At 69.5% G+C, this 17,732-nt stretch carries 14 protein-coding genes and 2 pseudogenes; 10 read left to right on the top strand and 6 right to left on the bottom strand.

Annotated elements, in window-relative coordinates; genetic code table 11:
• Positions 1-33: 33 nt before the first annotated feature.
• Entirely contained in the window at positions 34-1,656 is a 1,623-nt protein-coding gene (locus tag AC1UKG_RS06490; protein ID WP_482642258.1) for an MFS transporter, read from the top strand.
• On the opposite strand, the gene AC1UKG_RS06495 is transcribed toward AC1UKG_RS06490, so the two are convergent.
• Positions 1,607-2,464 (bottom strand): SDR family NAD(P)-dependent oxidoreductase, encoded by an 858-nt coding sequence (locus tag AC1UKG_RS06495; protein WP_482642257.1) that lies wholly within the window; start codon positions 2,462-2,464, stop codon positions 1,607-1,609. The two genes, AC1UKG_RS06490 and AC1UKG_RS06495, sit on opposite strands and share 50 nt — an antisense overlap.
• Before the next feature lie 276 nt (positions 2,465-2,740).
• Here AC1UKG_RS06495 and AC1UKG_RS06500 point away from each other — a divergent pair, with 276 nt between their 5' ends.
• Positions 2,741-3,181: a cupin domain-containing protein gene (locus AC1UKG_RS06500; protein WP_018744451.1), complete on the top strand. Its 441-nt coding sequence runs from the start codon at positions 2,741-2,743 to the stop codon at positions 3,179-3,181.
• A gap of 60 nt (positions 3,182-3,241) precedes the next feature.
• Entirely contained in the window at positions 3,242-3,907 is a 666-nt protein-coding gene (locus tag AC1UKG_RS06505; RefSeq protein WP_018814503.1) for a helix-turn-helix domain-containing protein, read from the top strand.
• Here the strand turns inward: AC1UKG_RS06505 and AC1UKG_RS06510 are convergent.
• Positions 3,896-4,291: a VOC family protein gene (locus AC1UKG_RS06510; protein ID WP_026325346.1), complete on the bottom strand. Its 396-nt coding sequence runs from the start codon at positions 4,289-4,291 to the stop codon at positions 3,896-3,898. The genes AC1UKG_RS06505 and AC1UKG_RS06510 overlap by 12 nt on opposite strands.
• A gap of 51 nt (positions 4,292-4,342) precedes the next feature.
• Here AC1UKG_RS06510 and AC1UKG_RS06515 point away from each other — a divergent pair.
• A pseudogene (locus tag AC1UKG_RS06515) lies at positions 4,343-4,541 on the top strand (DNA-binding response regulator); the annotation flags it as partial.
• A gap of 1 nt (position 4,542) precedes the next feature.
• On the opposite strand, the pseudogene AC1UKG_RS06520 reads toward AC1UKG_RS06515, so the two are convergent.
• Positions 4,543-5,423 (bottom strand): annotated as a pseudogene (locus tag AC1UKG_RS06520) (serine hydrolase domain-containing protein).
• Positions 5,424-5,602: 179 nt separating this feature from the next.
• Between AC1UKG_RS06520 and AC1UKG_RS06525 the strand changes: the two are divergent.
• Positions 5,603-7,771 (top strand): carbohydrate-binding module family 20 domain-containing protein, encoded by a 2,169-nt coding sequence (locus AC1UKG_RS06525; protein ID WP_482642256.1) that lies wholly within the window; start codon positions 5,603-5,605, stop codon positions 7,769-7,771.
• A 58-nt stretch (positions 7,772-7,829) separates the two neighbouring features.
• Here the strand turns inward: AC1UKG_RS06525 and AC1UKG_RS06530 are convergent, their stop codons facing one another.
• Complete coding sequence (locus AC1UKG_RS06530; protein ID WP_482642255.1) at positions 7,830-8,381, bottom strand: hypothetical protein; 552 nt, start codon at positions 8,379-8,381, stop codon at positions 7,830-7,832.
• Between the two features lie 218 nt (positions 8,382-8,599).
• Between AC1UKG_RS06530 and AC1UKG_RS06535 the strand changes: the two genes are divergently transcribed.
• The 4 genes from AC1UKG_RS06535 (at position 8,600) to AC1UKG_RS06550 (ending at position 13,496) form a co-directional block, all read left to right on the top strand.
• On the top strand, positions 8,600-10,543 hold the full coding sequence (locus tag AC1UKG_RS06535) for a cellulase family glycosylhydrolase (protein ID WP_482642270.1): 1,944 nt from the start codon (positions 8,600-8,602) through the stop codon (positions 10,541-10,543).
• Positions 10,544-10,779: 236 nt separating this feature from the next.
• On the top strand, positions 10,780-11,211 hold the full coding sequence (locus AC1UKG_RS06540; RefSeq protein WP_018731837.1) for a type II toxin-antitoxin system Rv0910 family toxin: 432 nt from the start codon (positions 10,780-10,782) through the stop codon (positions 11,209-11,211).
• A 142-nt stretch (positions 11,212-11,353) separates the two neighbouring features.
• The gene (locus AC1UKG_RS06545) at positions 11,354-12,373 is read left to right on the top strand and encodes an acyl-CoA dehydrogenase family protein (protein WP_482642254.1); all 1,020 of its coding nucleotides are present in this window, start codon (positions 11,354-11,356) and stop codon (positions 12,371-12,373) included.
• Positions 12,354-13,496, top strand: coding sequence for an acyl-CoA dehydrogenase family protein (locus AC1UKG_RS06550; protein ID WP_026271496.1), 1,143 nt, complete (start codon positions 12,354-12,356; stop codon positions 13,494-13,496). Before AC1UKG_RS06545 ends, AC1UKG_RS06550 begins: the two co-directional genes overlap by 20 nt.
• A 3-nt stretch (positions 13,497-13,499) precedes the next feature.
• On the opposite strand, the gene AC1UKG_RS06555 is transcribed toward AC1UKG_RS06550, so the two are convergent.
• Complete coding sequence (locus AC1UKG_RS06555; protein ID WP_482642253.1) at positions 13,500-14,330, bottom strand: MaoC/PaaZ C-terminal domain-containing protein; 831 nt, start codon at positions 14,328-14,330, stop codon at positions 13,500-13,502.
• Positions 14,330-16,003: a 3-oxosteroid 1-dehydrogenase gene (kstD, locus tag AC1UKG_RS06560; protein ID WP_029123488.1), complete on the bottom strand. Its 1,674-nt coding sequence runs from the start codon at positions 16,001-16,003 to the stop codon at positions 14,330-14,332. The genes AC1UKG_RS06555 and kstD overlap by 1 nt, the downstream gene beginning before the upstream one ends.
• Positions 16,004-16,112: 109 nt before the next feature.
• Between kstD and AC1UKG_RS06565 the strand changes: the two genes are divergently transcribed.
• Positions 16,113-17,705 (top strand): FAD-binding protein, encoded by a 1,593-nt coding sequence (locus tag AC1UKG_RS06565; protein ID WP_475889332.1) that lies wholly within the window; start codon positions 16,113-16,115, stop codon positions 17,703-17,705.
• The last annotated feature ends 27 nt before the right edge of the window (positions 17,706-17,732 follow it).

The following is a 17,732-nucleotide window of genomic DNA, read 5'->3' on the forward strand; positions in this document are numbered from 1 at the left end:
GGGGCCGGTGCGGGTACCCGACGGAGGCCCCTGATGGACATCAATGAGAGCCGGGCTGGCCGGCGGGAGTGGGTTGGGCTCGCGGTGCTCGCCCTGCCCACGCTGCTGCTGGCACTTGACCTCAACGTGCTCTACCTGGCATTACCACAGTTGAGCGCCGATTTGGCGCCGGACGCCGCCCAACTGTTGTGGATTATGGACAGCTACGGGTTCATGATCGCCGGATTCTTGGTAACGATGGGCACCCTCGGTGACCGGATCGGTCGACGACGGCTGCTGATGGTCGGAGCCGTTGCCTTCGGCCTGGCCTCCATCGTCGCCGCGTACTCGCACAGCGCCGAGATGCTGATCGGCACGCGGGCGCTGTTGGGGGTCGCCGGCGCGACGCTGATGCCGTCCACCCTGTCGCTGATCAGCAACATGTTCCGCAATCCGCAGCAGCGCACCATGGCCATCGGGATCTGGATGAGCTGTTTCATGATCGGCTTGATCCTCGGCCCACTGGTCGGCGGGGCCCTGCTCGAGTCCTTCTGGTGGGGCTCGGTGTTCCTGCTAGCCGTACCCGTGATGGCCGTACTGCTGATCGCCGCGCCGGTCCTGTTGCCGGATTATCGAAACCCTGACGCCGGCCGGTTGGACCTCGTGAGCGTCGTGCTCTCCCTGGTCACCGTCCTACCGGTCATCTGGGGCCTCAAGGAGCTGGCCAAGGACGGCCTCGGTGTGGCGCCGCCGTTGGCCATGCTGGTCGGCCTCGTGGTCGGTGCGGTCTTCGTCCGCCGGCAGCGCCGGCTCGCCCACCCGCTGCTGGAGGTCCGCCTCTTCGCCAACCGCACCTTCAGCGCGGCTCTGCTCATCATGCTGGTCGGTGGGACCACCATCGGCGGCATCGCGCTGCTCTTCGCGCAGTACGCCCAACTCGTCGCGGGCCTCTCCCCGCTGCGAGCCGGCCTGTGGATGGTGCCATACGCGGTCGCCATGCTGCTCGGGTCGATGCTGGCGCCGCTGCTCGCACGGCGCGTCACACCGGGCTACGTGGTGGCCGGCGGCATGGCGCTCGCGGCGGTCGGCTACTCGCTGATCAGTCTGGTGGGCAGTGCCGGCGGGCTCGGCCTGGCCGTACTCGGCCTGGTGTTCGTCTATTTCGGGTTCGGCCCCGGTGCCGTGTTGGGTACCGACCTGATCATCGGGGCCGCCCCACCACAGCGGGCCGGGTCCGCATCCTCGATCTCCGAGACCAGCACCGAACTCGGTGTCGCGCTCGGCGTCGCGCTGCTGGGCAGCATCGGCACAGCCGTCTACGGCAGTGCGCTCGCCGCCGCCATCCCGGTGGGCCTGCAGGGAGATGCCGGCGAGGCGGCGGCGGAATCCCTCGCCGGCGCCATCGTCGTCGCCGAGCAGCTGCCCGAGCCGGCTGGCGCGGCGCTGCTGGAAGCGGCGCGAGCCGCGTTCACCAGTGGCTTCAACACCGCCGGCGGGGTGAGCGCCGGGCTGGCGGTGCTCCTCGCTGTGCTGTCGGCGTCGCTGCTGCGCCGGGTTCGTCCGACGCCGGAGCGGCTAGCTTCCTCCAGCTCGGCCCCACCGCGCATCGATCAGGACAAGGCCGTCCCTACTGGCCGACCCAGCTCCGGGTCTCCGCCAGGACGGCCGCACCATTGAGGTCCGACAGTGACTGGCCCACAAAGTCACGCGCCTCGGTCGAGGTCTGCGTCCGGAAGGGCATCTCCGACGCGGTCAGAACCTCCATGACCACAGTGGCGACCTCGTCGGACGTCTGGGGCCTGCCGGTGTCCGCCTCGTACATCGTCTGGACCCGCTGTACGTACGCGGTCAGCGCCGGCGCGTACGGCCCGGCCTCCGCCACCATGGCCGCGACGTCCACCTTGGCGTTGGCCACGAACTCGCTGGTCACTGCGGCCGGCTCGACGACACCGACCTGCACGCCAACCGTCCGGGCGACCGGCGCCAGCGACTGCATGTAGCCCTCGACGGCGAATTTGGCGGCACAGTACGCCTCGTTGAACGGCTGACCAACACCGCCGCCGACGCTGCTGATGGTCAGGAGGCGGCCGCTGCTGGCCCGCAGGTGCGGCATCGCCGCCTGGGATACCTGGATCACGCCGAAGAAGTTCACCTCCAGGCAGGCACGGATGTCGGCGAGGCCGTCGTTTTCCAGCGTTCCGAGGTGCGCGGCACCGGCGTTGTTGACCACTGCATCGAGTCGGCCGTGCTCGGCCGCCACCGCGTCGATGTATTCCCGGACCGATCCGTCGGTGACGTCGAGAGCACGGATGTCCAGGGACACCCCGGCGTTCGCCGCGGCGGCGTTCAGCGCCTCCGCCTTTGTGGTGTCCCGCATCGTGGCCACGGTCGTCCAGCCCGCTCGGGCGCAGGCGATGGCGGTGGCCAATCCGATGCCGGAGGACGTTCCAGTGATCAGGACGCAGCGATTCGTACCCGTACTCATGTCGCACTCCCAGTCGGAACGGGGCTTCCGGTCGCCCGAGTAAGCGCGATGCGTCTGCCATGGGCGTCTGTTCAGGAAGACAGTACGCGGTGGGCCTGGTCGGGGCCGCCGAGTTGCGGGAACCGACGGCCGCCCGACGCACGGGATGGGTGGGATCGCTCCGCCGCCTCGCGGCTCTTGATGGTACGTCTGCCGTCCCTGTTACCGTCAGGCCGTCGCCTTCGTGCTGGGTCCGGTGGTTCGCCCTGGGCGACACCTCAGCGAAAGGAGTGTCGCGTGCCGGATGTGCAGCGGTCAGAGCTGGTTGCACTGCTCGACCTCGAGCCCCACCCCGAGGGCGGCTGGTACCGAGAGACGTGGCGCTCGACGCAGACGCTGCGTCCCACCGGATACGACGGCAGCCGTAGCGCGGCAACCGCCATCTACTTCCTGCTGCATCCCGGTGAGCGGTCCCGTTGGCATGTGGTGCGTTCCGACGAGCTGTGGTTGTGGCACTCGGGCGGTCCGCTGACGCTGCAATGTGGCGGTTCTGGCCAGCAGCCGGCCGACGAATCCAGGGACGTCACTCTCGGTGTGGATGTCTCCGCCGGTCAGCGTCCACAGGTGCTGATTCCGGGCGGGACGTGGCAGGCCGCGATCCCCGCCGGTGCCCAACCGGTCCTGGTCAGCTGTGTGGTGGCGCCCGGGTTCGACTTCGCTGACTTCCAGCTGCAATAGGTCTTCGTTGGGGGAGCGGAGGCTGCCGCGTCGTCATACCTGCGGAGGAGGATCGCGGGCGTGTACGAGGAACGGGCATCGCCGCTGCCGTACGTCGTCGCGTGGCGGAGCGTCACGGCACCGGATGGCGCTCCGGCGCGGGTGCTGCCCGACGGCTGCCTCGACCTGATCTGGCGGGACGGTGCGGTCTTTGTCGCCGGGCCGGACACGACCGCCCGGGTGGCGCCCTCCGCGCCGGGCAGTCGCTACGCCGCGCTGCGGTTCGGCGCCGGGACCGGGCCCGGTGTGCTCGGCATCCCCGCCGGTGAGGTGGTCGATCGGCAGGTGCCGTTGGAAGCGGTGTGGCCGGCGGCGTTCGTCCGCGCCATCGCCGAGGCGACGGATCCGCTCGCCGCCTTGACGGCCGCCGCGCGCGGTCGCTGGCGCGGCACCGACCGTGTGATGATCGCTTTGGCCGGTGCCGCGCGGGCTGGATTGTCCGTTGGCCGGTTCGCGGCGCGCTGCGGCCTGAGCTCCCGGCAGTTGCAGCGACGCAGCAGTGCCGCGTTCGGTTATGGGCCGAAGACCCTGCACCGGATCCTGCGGATGCAGCGGGCCGTCGCGCTGGCGCGGACCGGTCAGCCCTTCGCGTCGGTAGCAGTCGAGGCGGGCTACGCCGACCAGGCCCACCTCGCCCGGGAGGTGCGGGCGTTGGCCGGGGTGCCGCTCACTGCGCTACTGCGGTGACGTGAGCTGGGCGAAGAGGTCCACGACGTTGCCATCCGGGTCACGCACCTGTGCATAGCGTTGTCCCCACGGTGCGTCCCAGGGTTCCTGGACCGACGGGTACCCGGCGGCGACGAGGTCGGCGTGGAGCTTCTCCACCTCGGCCGCGTCCGCGCAGCGAAAGGCCCATCCGCCGGAGGGCGCTCCGGGTTCGTAGTCGGGGTCGAACGACCGCAGTGAGGCGTGGGTGTCCCACATGAGTCGGATGCCGCCGGAGACGGTCACCTCGACGTGCGGTTCATCCTCCGCGCCGGCCGGAAACAGCAGGCCGAGTCGGCGGTAGAAGGACAGGGATGCTGCCATGTCGGCCACCGCAAGGCCGATCGCGTTGAAGGTGGGTGCCATGGCCACGACGGTACGAGTGGTTCGCGCCTCCGTCTTGAACGAATCGGACGGGCGCCCACGCGGCGTGCGGAACAGCCGCATCTAGCAGTCGTGGTGCTCAGTCAGTACGTGCAGAGCGAGTACGCCTCCGCCCTGCTCAACAGTGGTGACGGACGCCGGGGCGGCTATCGTACGGCAGCTGTTGCTCCGCCTCCGCGACCCGCTCGCCGCCCTGTCCACCCGCGAACGTGAGGTACTCGCGCCGATCGCGGTTAGGTGAGCAGCGGCTCCAGGATGCTGGGGGTGGTCGCCTCGGTATTGCTGAGCACCACGAACCGGCGGTCCAGTTCCGGAATGTGCCCGACGAACGTCTTGTAGCCCGCGTTGTGGCCGCTGTGGTGCCACCACCGCCGGTTGTTGACCTCGCCCAGGAAGACGCCGTAGCCGTAGCCGCTCTCCTCCGGACCCTTGCCGGTCCGGGCCTGCTCGGTCAGCATCAGCGTGCGGTAGGGCTCGCTCAACAGCCGGCCGCGCTGGAGGGCGTCGAGCCAGGTCAGCATGTCGTTGGCGGTTGACCACACGTCGCCGGTTCCCATGCCGACCACGTCCAGCTCCCAGGTCGGCAACGGCTGGCCGTCCGCGTCGTGGCCGAGTGCCAGGTTCGGCCGTGCGGTGGGCATTCCGGCGAAGGTCTGGGTCAGACCGAGGCGGTCGAAGATACGGTCTGCCAGGAAGGCCCGGTAGGGCCTGTCGGCGGATCGTTGAACGATCTGCGCCAACAGCACGTACCCCGGGCTGCTGTATCTCCAGCCCGCGTCGGGTGGGAATTGCACCGGTACGGAGTGAAAGGTTTCAGTAGTTCGCTCGGCTCGACCCACTGCCCCAGATTGATCATGGGGTAGTCGTCCCAGTGGCCGAGGCCGGAGGTGTGGCTTAGCAGGTGGTGCAGGGTGATGTCCCGCCACTGTTCCGGGCAGCCGTCGATCCAGCGGCTGATGGGATCCTCGAGGAGTAGCGTGCCCTCCTCCACCAGCAGGAGCAGGGCAGCGGCGGTGAACTGCTTGCTGATCGAGGCGAGCTGGAAGCGGGAGTTTGTGTAGTCGGCCACGACGACCTCGTCGCCCTGTTGTACTGCTATGTCCACGTGGGCCATGCCGCACACCCTAGCGCCCTGTGGGTGAGTGGCTTGGGTGGTCGCCTGACGGCGGGCAGTGAAGTTTCGAGAATGTTTCCGAAAACTCTTGCAACTTCTTTCATGGATGCCGCATCGTGTTCGCTACCGGATGGCCGTCCGCCCTTGCCGAGCGCCCCTTCGCACGAGAGGTCCCCGTCATGGAAACCGCGAGACCACATCCAGTTGGCCGCGCCGGCCGTCTGGTGCTCGCCGCCGCGCTGGTCGCGGTGGGCGGCACAGCGGTCGTCACCGCCGCGACCACCGCCAGCTCCGCCCGCGCCGCTGTCGTCCTCAACGACAGCGAGGTGACCGCCAACCTGTGGCAGTGGAACTGGAACTCGGTCGCCACCGCCTGCACCGACCACCTCGGCCCCGCTGGCTACGGCGCGGTGCAGGTGGCCCCGCCGCAGGAGTCGGTGTACCTACCCAACAGCGCCGACGGGGTGCACCCCTGGTACGAGGTCTACCAGCCCGTCTCGTACCAGCTGGAGAGCCGGTTCGGTAACCGGGAGCAGTTCGCCAGCATGGTTACCACCTGTCACGATGCGGGTGTGCGCGTCTATGTGGATGCGATCGTCAACCACATGGCCGGCACCAACAACCCGCCGGGCACACGCGGCTACGCCGGCACCGAGTTCTCCGGCTACAGCTACCCCGCGGTTCCCTATGGCGGAGGCGACTTCCATCGCCCGGGCGACAACTGCCCGACCGACGGCTCCATCAACGACTGGGACAACGAGGCCCAGGTAACCAGCTGTGAGCTGCTCTCCCTGGCCGATCTCTACACCGAGAAGGAGCACGTGCGCGACACGATCGCGGGGTACCTGAACGACCTGATCGGCCTCGGTGTCGACGGTTTCCGGGTGGACGCGGTCAAGCACATCCGGAAGGACGACTTCGCGGCGATCCTCAGCCGGCTGGACGACACCGTCGCGGAGGGGAGACGTCCCTACGTCGCCCAGGAGATCTTCGACGGCGCCAGCAACCCCGCCCTCCAGGCCCGGGCGTTCATCGGCAACGGCGACGTGCTCGACTTCGCGTACGCCAAGGGCATTCGCTCCGCCTTCCAGGGCTCGATTGCGACGTTGGGCGACATTCCAAACTGGAACCTCGATGCGCCGAGTGCCAACGTCTTCTCCATGGTCACCAATCACGACCTGGAGCGAGACGGGGTGGTGCTGTCGTACAAGGACGGCACCGACTACGTGCTCGCCAACTACTTCGCGCTGGCCTACCCGCATGGCAAGCCGTCGGTCTTCGACAGTTTCACCTGGTCGAATCGGAACCAGTCCCCGCCACACAACGGTGGCGGGTATGTCACCGACACGGTCTGCGGTGGCGCCTGGAACTGCCTGAGCCAGAGCACCGGCATCAAGGGCATGGTGGGCTGGGCCAACGCGGCGCGTTCGGTCCAGAGCATCGCCGACTTCACCGCGGTCAATGACAACGTGATCGGCTTTCACCGGGGCGACCGGGCCTGGATCGGCATCAACGACTCCGGTGGCACCACCACCGCCACCTTCACCACCGGCCTCGCTGACGGTGACTACTGTGACGTCATCTCCGGCGCGGTCGACGGTAGCGGCTGCACCGGCGCTACGGTGAGTGTCACCGGCGGTCAGGCCACCGTGAGCATCCCGGCGAACAACGCTGTCGCCATCCACGTCAACGCCCGTCCCGGGACGACGCCCTCGCCGACGGTCAGCCCCACCGGTGACCCCACCGACGAGATCGCCACGACCTTCACGGTCAGCGCGACCCCCAGCGCCGATCAGGAGATCTACGCCGTCGGTAGCATCTCCGAGCTCGGCTCCTGGTCCCCGGCCGCTGCGGTGCGGCTGATCCCGCAGGGTGGGAACACCTATCGCGGCACGATCGACCTGCCCCCGTCCACCGCGGTCGAGTACAAGTTCATCAAGGTGACCGGCGGGGGAGACGTGACCTGGGAGCCCGGTGAGAACCGGAGCTTCACCACTCCTGCCTCCGGGACGTACGCGCTGACCGAGACCTTCCGGGGCGACTCGATCCCCGCTCCGGCGATCCCCAGCTCGTTCCACGCCACCGTCAACACCTACTTCGGGCAGAACGTCTTCGTGGTCGGTAATGTCGCGGAACTGGGCAGCTGGAATCCGGACAACGCCATCGCGCTCTCCGCAGCCGACTACCCGGTCTGGCGGGCAACCGTCGACCTGCCGCCGAGCACCCACATCGAGTACAAGTATGTGAAGAAGAATCCGGACGGTTCGGTGACCTGGGAGTCCCAGTCGAACCGGAGCTTCACCACCCCGGCCACCGGGACCCGCACCAACACCGACACCTGGCGCTAGCCGCAGCCGGGCCCACCCTCGGGATTACCTCCGCGGGTGGGCCCTGGTCACGGGTGCCCTACCTGCGCGCCAGTTCCGCCTCGATTCGGCGGACCAACGTCTTGCGGCTCTTGCCGGCGCGTTCGCGCCGAAGCGCGGACCGGAGTTGGCGGGTGTCGAGCCCGGTCAGCCGTTTCGCCGCGTCGGGGACCCGCAGGTCGAGTAGCCGGTCGACCGACGTGGTGTCGCGGCGGGTACGGCTGGCCGGCCCGGTGTTGGCCACGTACTGCCGTCCGCTCCTCGACGCCTTACGTTTCTTGGTGTCGGTGGCGCGGCGTTCCTTCTCGGGGAGTTGCTTCCAGACGCGTTCGGGTAGGTAACGCTTCGTCTCGCCGTCCTGGCGTGCCCGGGTGTCGCCCTCTCGGGTCTGCCACTTCTCCCGGCCCCACTGTCGCAGGGATCGCTGCCGTTCGTCTCGTGGCCCCTGGTAGCCCCCGCCCTGCTTCTCGTACTCCTTGACCAGCAGTTGTGACTTTCGGGCCGACCACTGTCCGGGCCGGGCGCCCTTGTCGGATGCCTTGATCTCGTCTTTGAGTCTTCTCCGCAGCTTTGGGTCGGTGTACCGCGCCATGCCCTTGGCTACCCGGTGCCGGCACACCCTACGCCCCGCACCGAGGTCGAGCGACTGGCCGGATACCCGCCTTAATCCGTTAAGCAGCGATTACGGAAAGTTTACCCTTCCGTTACGACGCCAGTCAGCTTAATCTATCTCTGGAAGCGCTCCCAACCGTCCCTCACCGCCACTAGGAGCTTCCCGTGTCTGTGAAATCACGATTTCCGGCTGCCGCGGTGGCGGCCTGCGTAGCTCTCGGGCTGACGGCCGCCGCCCCGGCCGCGTTCGCCACCAGTGCGCCCGAGCCGGAGGCGCAGGTCGTCTCGACCGCACCGACGGCCGACTGGCTGCACACCGACGGCAACAAGATCGTGGACGAGGCGGGCAACCCGGTGTGGTTGACCGGCGCGAACTGGTTCGGCTACAACGCCACCGAACGGGTCTTCCACGGACTCTGGGCCGGCAACATCGAGACCATCACCCGGCAGATGGCCGAGCGCGGAATCAACATCGTACGGGTGCCGATCTCCACGGAGCTGCTGCTGGAGTGGAGGGCCGGTCAGACGGTGCTGCCGAACGTGAACCTGTCGGTCAACCCGGAGCTGGCCGGCCTGGACAATCTGCAGATCTTCGACTATTGGCTCGCCCTCTGCGAGGAGTACGGGCTGAAGGTCATGCTCGATGTGCACAGTGCGGAGGCGGATAACTCCGGCCACTTCTATCCGATGTGGTACAAGGGAGAAATCACTCCGGAGCTGTTCTACCAGGGCTGGGAGTGGGTCGCCGCACGGTACCGGCACAACGACACCATCGTGGCGATGGACATCCAGAACGAGCCGCACGGCACCCCGAACAACCCGCCCCGAGCCAAGTGGGACGACACCAGCGACATCGACAACTTCAAACACGCCTGCGAGACGGCGGGTAATCGAATCCTCGCCATCAACGCGAACGTGTTGATTCTCTGCGAGGGCATCGAGGTCTACCCGCGCCCGGGGGAGAGCTGGGAATCGCCCAACACCGACCCGGACCAGAGCCCCAACTACTACTACAACTGGTGGGGTGGCAACCTGCGGGGGGCGAAGGACCACCCGATCGACCTGGGCGCCCACCAGGACAAGTTGGTCTATTCGCCGCACGACTACGGGCCGCTGGTGCACGAGCAGCCGTGGTTCCAGAAGGACTTCGACAAGACCACCCTGACCAACGACGTGTGGCGACCAAACTGGCTCTACCTCCACGAGGAGGACACCGCGCCGCTGCTGGTCGGCGAGTGGGGTGGCCGGTTCGGGCAGGACGAACGGCAGGACCGGTGGCTCACGGCCCTGCGGGACCTGATGGCCGAAGAGCGAATCCACCACACCTTCTGGTGCCTGAACCCGAACTCCGGCGACACCGGCGGCCTGCTGCAACATGACTGGCAAACCTGGGACGAGGTCAAGTACGAACAGGTGCTCAAGCCGGCGCTCTGGCGGTACAACGGCAAGTTCGTCAGCCTGGACCATCAGGTACGCCTCGGTGGCGAAGCCTCGACCAGCGGCATCAGCCTCACCGAACGCTACGCCGGCGGCGGGAACGACACCGTCGCGCCGACCGCACCGGGGCGTCCCGTGGCCAGTGACCTGACCTCCTCCACGGTCACCCTGACCTGGGAAGCGTCCACAGACAACGTCGGAGTCGTCGGGTACGAGGTACGGAGCGCGACCGACGGCGGTCCGCCGAGCACGGTCGCCACCGTCGCCGGCGCCACCTATCAGGTGACCAACCTCGCGGCCGAGACCGAATACATCTTTACCGTGCGGGCTCGGGACGCGGCCGGAAACGTCTCCACCGCCTCCCCGGCCCGTGCCTCCACCACCCCACCGGGCGGTGGTGGAGGCGGCGGCTGTACCGCCACGTACCTGATGACGAATACGTGGTCGGGAGGTTTCCAGGGTGAGGTCACAGTGGCAAACACCGGTGCCGCCGCCATCGTGGGCTGGCGGGTCACCTGGACCGACCCGGGCGGGACGGTGATCAGCTCACTGTGGAGCGGCAGGTGGACGGTCACCGATGGCGCGAATGTGGTGCTCAACGAGTCGTACAACGGTCAGTTGGCGCCCGGGAGCAGCACCACCTTCGGCTTCACCGGCACCGGCACCGGCGCTACGCCGGTCGGGCTGACCTGCTCCGCGCCGTGACCGGAGGGCACCGCGCCCGAAGGGAGCAGCTACGCAACTATTCTGCGTGATCGCGTGGTAGCCCGCGGGCGTCCACATTACATCTGGTCGAGGTCGTCCCTGCTTGTGCGGGGGCGACCATCGCATTCCGGTTGCTGGAGCTCGGTGAGCTCTGGTTCGCCGTAATGATCAAAACTGGTGGAATCAATGCCCCTGCTATAACCTGTTCTAGATTAGATTTCGAAGAGGAGGTCACGATGGCTGCAGTGACGGTCGAGGCCGACGCGAAGGCGGATCCGACGCAGGTCTGGAAGCTCGTGGTGGCCCTGCCGAGGGTTGGCGAGTGGAACACGATGCACGAGGGCTTCGCCGGCGAGGTGCCGGAGACTCTCGGCGAGGGGACCACGTACCAGCAGCGGGTGAAGCTGATGGGCATGCCGGCCGAGATGGCCTGGCGGGTGACGAAGGCGGAGGCGCCGGGGCGCCTCGAGCAGGCGGGTGACGGCCCGATGGGGGTCAAGGCCAAGATGGTGATCGCGGTCGAGTCGAGCGGTGGGGGCTCGCACATCACCTACGGGATGGAGTTTGCCGGCCCGGCGCTGAAAGGCGCGATGGACGGCATGCTGCAGAAGCAGGCCACCACGGCGTGTCAGCAGGCGTTGGCGAAGCTCGTCGCGCTGCTGGACTGAGGTCGCCTCCGGCCGGCCACGCTGTGGTTCCACGAATCCTGCGGCCCTGGATCGCGGTGTGGCTGGTCTTGGTGTTCGTGCCCGCCCTGGTGATCAGAAAAGGTGCCTGTCGGCCTGAATTGAAACGTGTTCTAATAGCCGAATGGGACCGAACTTTGAGCTCGACGATGCCCAGCAGTCGATCGTTCGTCTCGCCGACGAGGTGCTGAGCGACAGCGAGGGCACGCCGGAGCGCTTGTGGAAGGCCCTCGGCCAGTCCGGCCTGATCGGCCTCGCCGTGCCGGAGCGGTTGGGCGGCGCTGGACTGGGCGCGATGGCGATTGGCGTGCTCCTCACCGAAATCGGGCGGCGTGCTGCCCGGGTTCCCGCCTGGTCCACGTTGTCGCTCGGTGTCCTCCCGGTGGCTCGCGCGGGCAGTCCCGAGCAGCAACGTGAGCTGCTTCCGGGTGTGCTCGAGGGTCGGGTTCTGACGGCTGCCCTGGGGACGCCGCTGCCGGTCACCGACGACTGGCGGATCACCGGGGTCAGCGGCCCGGTTCCGGACGCGGACGCGGCCTACCGGATTCTGGTCCCGGTGCGAGTGCGCGGGGGCGGGCCGACGGTCGCCCTGGTCGATCCGGCCGGGCCGGGGGGGACGCTGCTGCGCACCCCGACCTCGGCCGGGACCGACGAGTTCATGGTGCGACTCGAGGGTGCCGCGGCGGAGCCACTGGGCGATGCAGAGGCCGACCTGCGCCGGTTCGCCGTCTCCGGAGCCTGTGCGCTGGGTGACGGCGCGCTGGCCGGTGCCGTGCAGCTGACCGCCGACCACGTGCGAGACCGGCAGCAGTTCGGCCGCCCGCTGGCCACGTTCCAGGCGGTCGCCCAGCAGATCGCCGACGTGTACGTCGCCGCTCGCACGACGCACGTGGCCGCGCTCGCCGCCAGCTGGAGTGCCGAGGTGGGCCAGGACGCCGACGTGTGGACCGGAGCGTACTGGCTGAGCAGCACGGCCCTGCCGGCGCTGCGCACCTGCCATCACCTGCACGGGGGGCTGGGGCTGGTCGCCGACTACCCGCTACACCGACATACCGCCCTGGTCCGGGACCTGGTCCGGCACCTTGGCGGCACCGAGTACTGCCTGCACCAACTGGGAGCCCATGGTGTTCATCGATTTGACTGAGAAGCAGCACGCGCTGCGGGCGCGGCTGCGCACGTACCTCGCCGAGGTGTTGCCACCAGCGGAGCGCGCCATCCTGCTGCGCGAGCGGCACGGCGGGGTTTACCGCGATCTGATCCGTCGACTTGGCCGGGACGGCTGGCTGGGTCTGGGCTTCCCGACCCGGTTCGGCGGTGGCGGGCTTGGCCCCGTAGAGCAGCAGATCTTCGTCAACGAAGCCGCCCGCGCCGACGTTCCGCTGCCCGCGGTCACGCTGCAGACCGTGGCGCCGACGCTGCTCGCCCACGGCTCGCCCGAACAGCAGGAGTTCTTCCTACCCCGCATTCTGGCCGGGGAGCTGCACTTCGCGATCGGCTACACCGAGCCCGAGGCCGGCACCGATCTCGCCGCGCTGCGCACTCGGGCGGTGCGCGACGCAGACGCGTACGTGGTGAACGGTCAGAAGACCTTTACCACCGGGGCGCACGACGCCGACTACCTCTGGCTCGCCTGTCGCACCGACCCCGGCGCACCCCGGCACCACGGCCTCTCCATTCTCATCGTGGATACGAAACATCCCGGCTATTCCTGGACGCCGATCATCACGTGCGATGGGGCACACCACGTCAACTCGGTCTACCTGACTGATGTGCGCGTGCCGGTAGCCCGGCGAGTCGGTGCCGAGAACGACGGCTGGCGACTACTGACCACGCAGCTCAATCACGAGCGGGTGATGCTGGGCCCGGCGGGGCGGCTCGGTGCCCTCGGTGAACGGGTGCACGACTGGGCGTACTCGAGGAGCCTGCTCGAAGCCCCGGATGTCCGACGCGTCCTCGCTCGCGTCGCCGCCTGCCAGCGCATCAACGAACTGCTCAACTGGTCGGCGACCGGGGACGAGCCCAACGCGGCGGATGCCTCGGTCACCAAGGTCTTCTCGTCGGAGTGGCTGCTGCAGCTCAGCCAGGAGCTCGAAGAGGTCGTGTGGCGGCGCGGTGATCCCGCTGACCCGGCGACGGCTGAACTGCTGACCTGGCTTGACGTCCAGACCAAGCGGAACCTCGCGCTGACCTTCGGTGGCGGGGTCAACGAGATCCAGCGGGAACTGATCGCGTCGGTGGGGCTCGGTCTGCCCCGGGTGCCGCGCTAGTCCTCAGCGGAGGGTGATGCTCACGTCGGAGAGGGCCGGGGCGTCGTTTCGGTCGGCAACCGCGGCGCGTAGCAACAGCTGACCGTCTTCCCGCCACATCTCGGTGCGCAGGGTTTCGCCAGGGAAGACGACGCCCGCGAAGCGGGCCCGGTAGCCGGCCACCCGTTCCGGATCGCCGTCGAGCAGGGTGTCGACCGCCGCCTTCGCCACGATTCCGTACGTGCAGAGCCCGTGCAGGATCGGCCGGGGGAACCCGGCGTGGGCGGCGAAGTCCGGGTCGACGTGCAGCGGGTTGCGATCGCCGCAGAGCCGGTACCAGAGGGCCTGCCGCGCATCGGTGGGGGAGAGCGCCACCGCATCGGCTTCCCGGTCGGGCACCGGCACCCGAGTGGTCGGCCCCCGTTCTCCGCCGAATCCGCCCGCGCCCTTGACGAAGATGCTGATCCGACTGGTGAACAGCTCGGTGCTGGTCTCGGTGACGATCACCGCCGCGCTGCCCTTGTCATACACGGCGGCGATCCGCGAGCGGGCCGCACAGCTGCCCTTCGCCGGAATCGGTTGGTGTAGTTCGAGCTCCTGCCGACCGTGGACAACCTGGGCCAGATCGATGTCGATGCCAGGCATGGTCAGTGTGGGTGGCTCGGTATCCCGCAGGGTGGTGGCCACCGTGGCGAAGGTGGGCAGGACCCCCCGCAGCGCGCCCTCGTAGACGTAGGACAGCTCGTCGGGGCCAGCTCCGACGGCGAGGTGGTACAGCAGTACGTCGGTGCTGTCCCAGCTCAGGTCACGGCCGGGAAGTTCGGCGCCGACGGCGACGGCGGGGTCGATGGGCATCAGTCCTCCTGCAGGGGGGTGGGGGCGGCGGCCGTCGTGGCCAGGTCGAGCGCGGCCAGGTAGCCGAAGGCGAGGGCCGGGCCGAGGGTCGCGCCGGCGCCGGCGTAGCTGCGCCCCATCACCGAGGCGCTGACGTTGCCCGCCGCGTACAGCGCGGGCACGACTGTGCCGTCCGGGCGCAGCACCCGGGCTCGTTCGTCGGTTCGCAGGCCACCCTTGGTGCCCAGGTCGCCCGGGACCATGCGGAACGCGTAGAACGGGGGCCGGGCCACGGCGCCCAGGCACGGGTTGGGTCGATGTCGCGGGTCGCCGTAGTAGCGGTCGTAGGCCGAGTCCCCGCGGTGGAAGTCGTCGTCCCGACCGCGCTGCGCGAACTCGTTGAACCGGCGGACGGTGCTGCCCAACGCGGTGGCGGGCACACCGATCTGCCCGGCCAGTTCGTCCAGGGTGTCGGCGCGGTGCGCTGCCCCCGAGGTGAACCAGCGTCGTGGAAGCGGGGAGCGTGGGGCCCGCCCGCCGAACAGGTAGCGGTCTCGGTAGGTCTGGTCGGCCACCAGCCACGCCGGTTGGTCCACCCCCGGGCTGAGCATGGCGTGCACCGCGTCCACGTAGGGGGCCGCTTCGTTGACGAAGCGCCGGCCGGTGGCGTCAACCATGAGACAGCCGGGCTGGTTGCGTTCGGCGAGACAGAAGTAGGGCCCCCCGGGGAGCGGAATCGACGGCCCCCACCAGGCCTCATCCATCAGGTCGAGGGCGGCACCGAGCCGTTTGCCCGCCTCGATGCCGTCCCCCGTGTTGCCGGCCGCGCCGGCGGTCCACTCCGTGCCGATCCCCGGCTGGTGCTCCTGGCGCATCGACTGGTTCTGCTCAAACCCGCCGCTGGCCAGCAGCACACCTCGTCGGGCGTGGAACAGCACCGGGGCCCCGGCGTGCTGGGCGGTAACCCCGGTGACCCGGCCCCGATCGATGAGGAGGTCGGTCATTGGCGTGTTGAGCCGGACCGGGACGCCGGCGCCGCGCAGGCCGGCGCGGAGCCCGGCGGCGAGCGCCTGGCCCATGGTGAGCAGCTGCCGGCGCCGGATCCGGGCGCTCAGGCCGCGGGCGGCGAGCCGGGCCACGGTGCGGATCGCCCGCGGATGTCGGAGGCCCAGCGACAACCACCGGTAGTCGACCTGGGTCACCGCCACCCCCTCCGGCGCTGCCCGGTACGGCGCGGCCAGCGTCGCCAGGTCAGCGCGGACCAACCGGGTGTCGAGCAGGAGCGGCTCGATGCTGCGCCCGCCGGGAAGCCCACCGGGAGCCTCGGGGTAGTAGTCCGGATAGCCGGGCACCCAGGCGAAGTCGAGTGGGGTGTGGTGGCGGACGAAGGCGACGACCTCCGGTGCGGCGGCGAGGAACGCGTTCTGTCGAGCCGTGGTGGCGTCTGGTCCGGCGACGTACGCCAGGTAGGTGCGTGCGTCCTCAGCCCGGTCGGCGACCCCAGCCCGGGTCAGTACCTCGTTGCCGGGAAGCCAGAGCCCGCCGCCGGAGCGGGCGGTGGAACCGCCGTATGTCTCGGCCTTCTCCAGCACGATCGCGCTCAGCCCCCGGTGCGCCGCGGTGAGGGCCGCGACCATGCCGGCGCCGCCGCTGCCGACGACGACCACATCGAACTCTCGCTCTGGAATCGACACGAGAACAGGTTATAGTTTTATCCGGCTCGCCACCACCGATCGGCGACGGTGTCCGCCTCGTGGTCGGCGCCACCGACCACGTTGACCTGCGGAACACTACGGAGGCGCGGTGACCGAGGAGTGGGACCAGACGGCCGACGTCGTGGTGGTCGGCTTCGGCGCGGCCGGAGCCTGCGCCGCGGTCGAGGCAGCCGGCACGGGAGCGCGCGTCCTGGTGCTCGACCGGTTCTCCGGCGGCGGCACCACCGCGTTGTCCGGTGGGGTGATCTATGCCGGCGGCGGCACCCGGCAGCAGCGCGCGGCCGGAGTCACCGACACCCCCCAGGCGATGCTGGACTACCTGCGCGAGGAGGTCGGCGACACCGTCTCTCCCGCGACCCTGCGCCGGTTCTGCGAGCAGAGCGCCGACACGATCGACTGGTTGGCCGGCCTCGGTGTGCCCTTCGCGGCGAGTCTCTGTCCATACAAGACCTCTTACCCGACCGATCGCCACTACCTGTACTACTCCGGAAGTGAGCAGTCCCTCGCGCACCGGGCACCACCAGCGCCACGCGGCCACCGGGTGCACGCCCGCGGCACCTCCGGCCGGCTGTTCGCGGCCCGGCTCGCCGCTGCCACCCGCGACCGCGGCGTCGAGCTGCTCGCGCAGACCCGGGCCGAGCGGCTCGTCACCGGCGCCGACGGCCGAATAGCCGGAGTCGAGTGCCGGACCCTGCGCGGTGCCGCCCGATGGGTCCGGCTCGCCCATCGTCTGCTGCACCGATGCTCGGTCCGGCCGGGTGTCTACCTGCCGGCCCTGGGGCGCGCGCTGCACCGGCCCGTCGCCTGGCTGGAGCGGCGGTACGGCCGCCGGTTGCGCGTCCGGGCGGCCGGCGGCGTCGTGCTCTGCGCCGGCGGGTTCGTCTTTGACCGCGACCTGCTTCGTACCCACGCGCCGGAGTACCGCGGTGGGCTGCGGCTGGGCACGCCCGGTGACGACGGCTCCGGGATCCGGCTCGGCGTGGCGGCCGGCGCGGCCACCGCCCACCTCGACCGGATGAGCATCTGGCGCTTCCTCGCCCCACCCGCGGCGATGCTCGGCGGCCTGCTCGTCGACCGGGACGGCCGACGGATCTGCGACGAGTCCCGCTACGGCGCCGCCGTCGGCGAGGCGATCCTGCGCGCGCCGGACGCGCGGGCCTGGCTGCTGCTCGACGGCGCGTTGCGCGCCGAGTGCCGCCGGCAGCTGCGAGCCCAGACGCTCTGGTTCCAGCGCTTGCAGGCCCGGTGGCTGCTGACCTTCGGCCGGGTCACCGGGGCGACACCAGCGGCGGCCGCGCGTCGCGCCGGAGTGAATCCCGAGCAACTGGTCGAGACCCTCGCGGCCTATCAGGCGGCTGGCCCCGACCCGGCCGGCAAGCCCACCGACCAGGTTCGGCCCTTGGCCGTTCCGCCGTACTCGCTGGTCGATGTCTCGGTGCGGGCCCGGCTCCTCGCGCCCGCACCCATGCTCACCCTCGGTGGCCTCCGGGTGGACGAAGAGACCGGGCAGGCCCTGGGCGCCGACGGGGCGGGTGTACCCGGCCTGTACGCCGCCGGCCGCACCGCGGTGGGCATCTGCTCCCGTAGCTACGTCAGTGGGCTGTCGTTGGCCGACTGTGTCTTCTCGGGGCGGCGGGCGGGTCGGAGCGCCGCGATCCGGAGCCAGGAGAGCGGCGGCTGACTGTCGGGCCGCGCCAACCGCCCCTCG

It is taken from the genome of Salinispora sp. CH2A1_6 (genome assembly GCF_056820975.1).

What these genes read in the sequence shown, in the direction of transcription:
- AC1UKG_RS06490 (WP_482642258.1), top strand. Translation starts at nt 34, where the DNA reads ATGGACATCAATGAGAGCCGGGCTGGCCGGCGGGAGTGGGTTGGGCTC.
- AC1UKG_RS06495 (WP_482642257.1), bottom strand. Translation starts at nt 2,464, where the DNA reads ATGAGTACGGGTACGAATCGCTGCGTCCTGATCACTGGAACGTCCTCC.
- AC1UKG_RS06510 (WP_026325346.1), bottom strand. Translation starts at nt 4,291, where the DNA reads ATGGCACCCACCTTCAACGCGATCGGCCTTGCGGTGGCCGACATGGCA.
- AC1UKG_RS06525 (WP_482642256.1), top strand. Translation starts at nt 5,603, where the DNA reads ATGGAAACCGCGAGACCACATCCAGTTGGCCGCGCCGGCCGTCTGGTG.
- AC1UKG_RS06530 (WP_482642255.1), bottom strand. Translation starts at nt 8,381, where the DNA reads ATGGCGCGGTACACCGACCCAAAGCTGCGGAGAAGACTCAAAGACGAG.
- AC1UKG_RS06540 (WP_018731837.1), top strand. Translation starts at nt 10,780, where the DNA reads ATGGCTGCAGTGACGGTCGAGGCCGACGCGAAGGCGGATCCGACGCAG.
- AC1UKG_RS06545 (WP_482642254.1), top strand. Translation starts at nt 11,354, where the DNA reads ATGGGACCGAACTTTGAGCTCGACGATGCCCAGCAGTCGATCGTTCGT.
- AC1UKG_RS06555 (WP_482642253.1), bottom strand. Translation starts at nt 14,330, where the DNA reads ATGCCCATCGACCCCGCCGTCGCCGTCGGCGCCGAACTTCCCGGCCGT.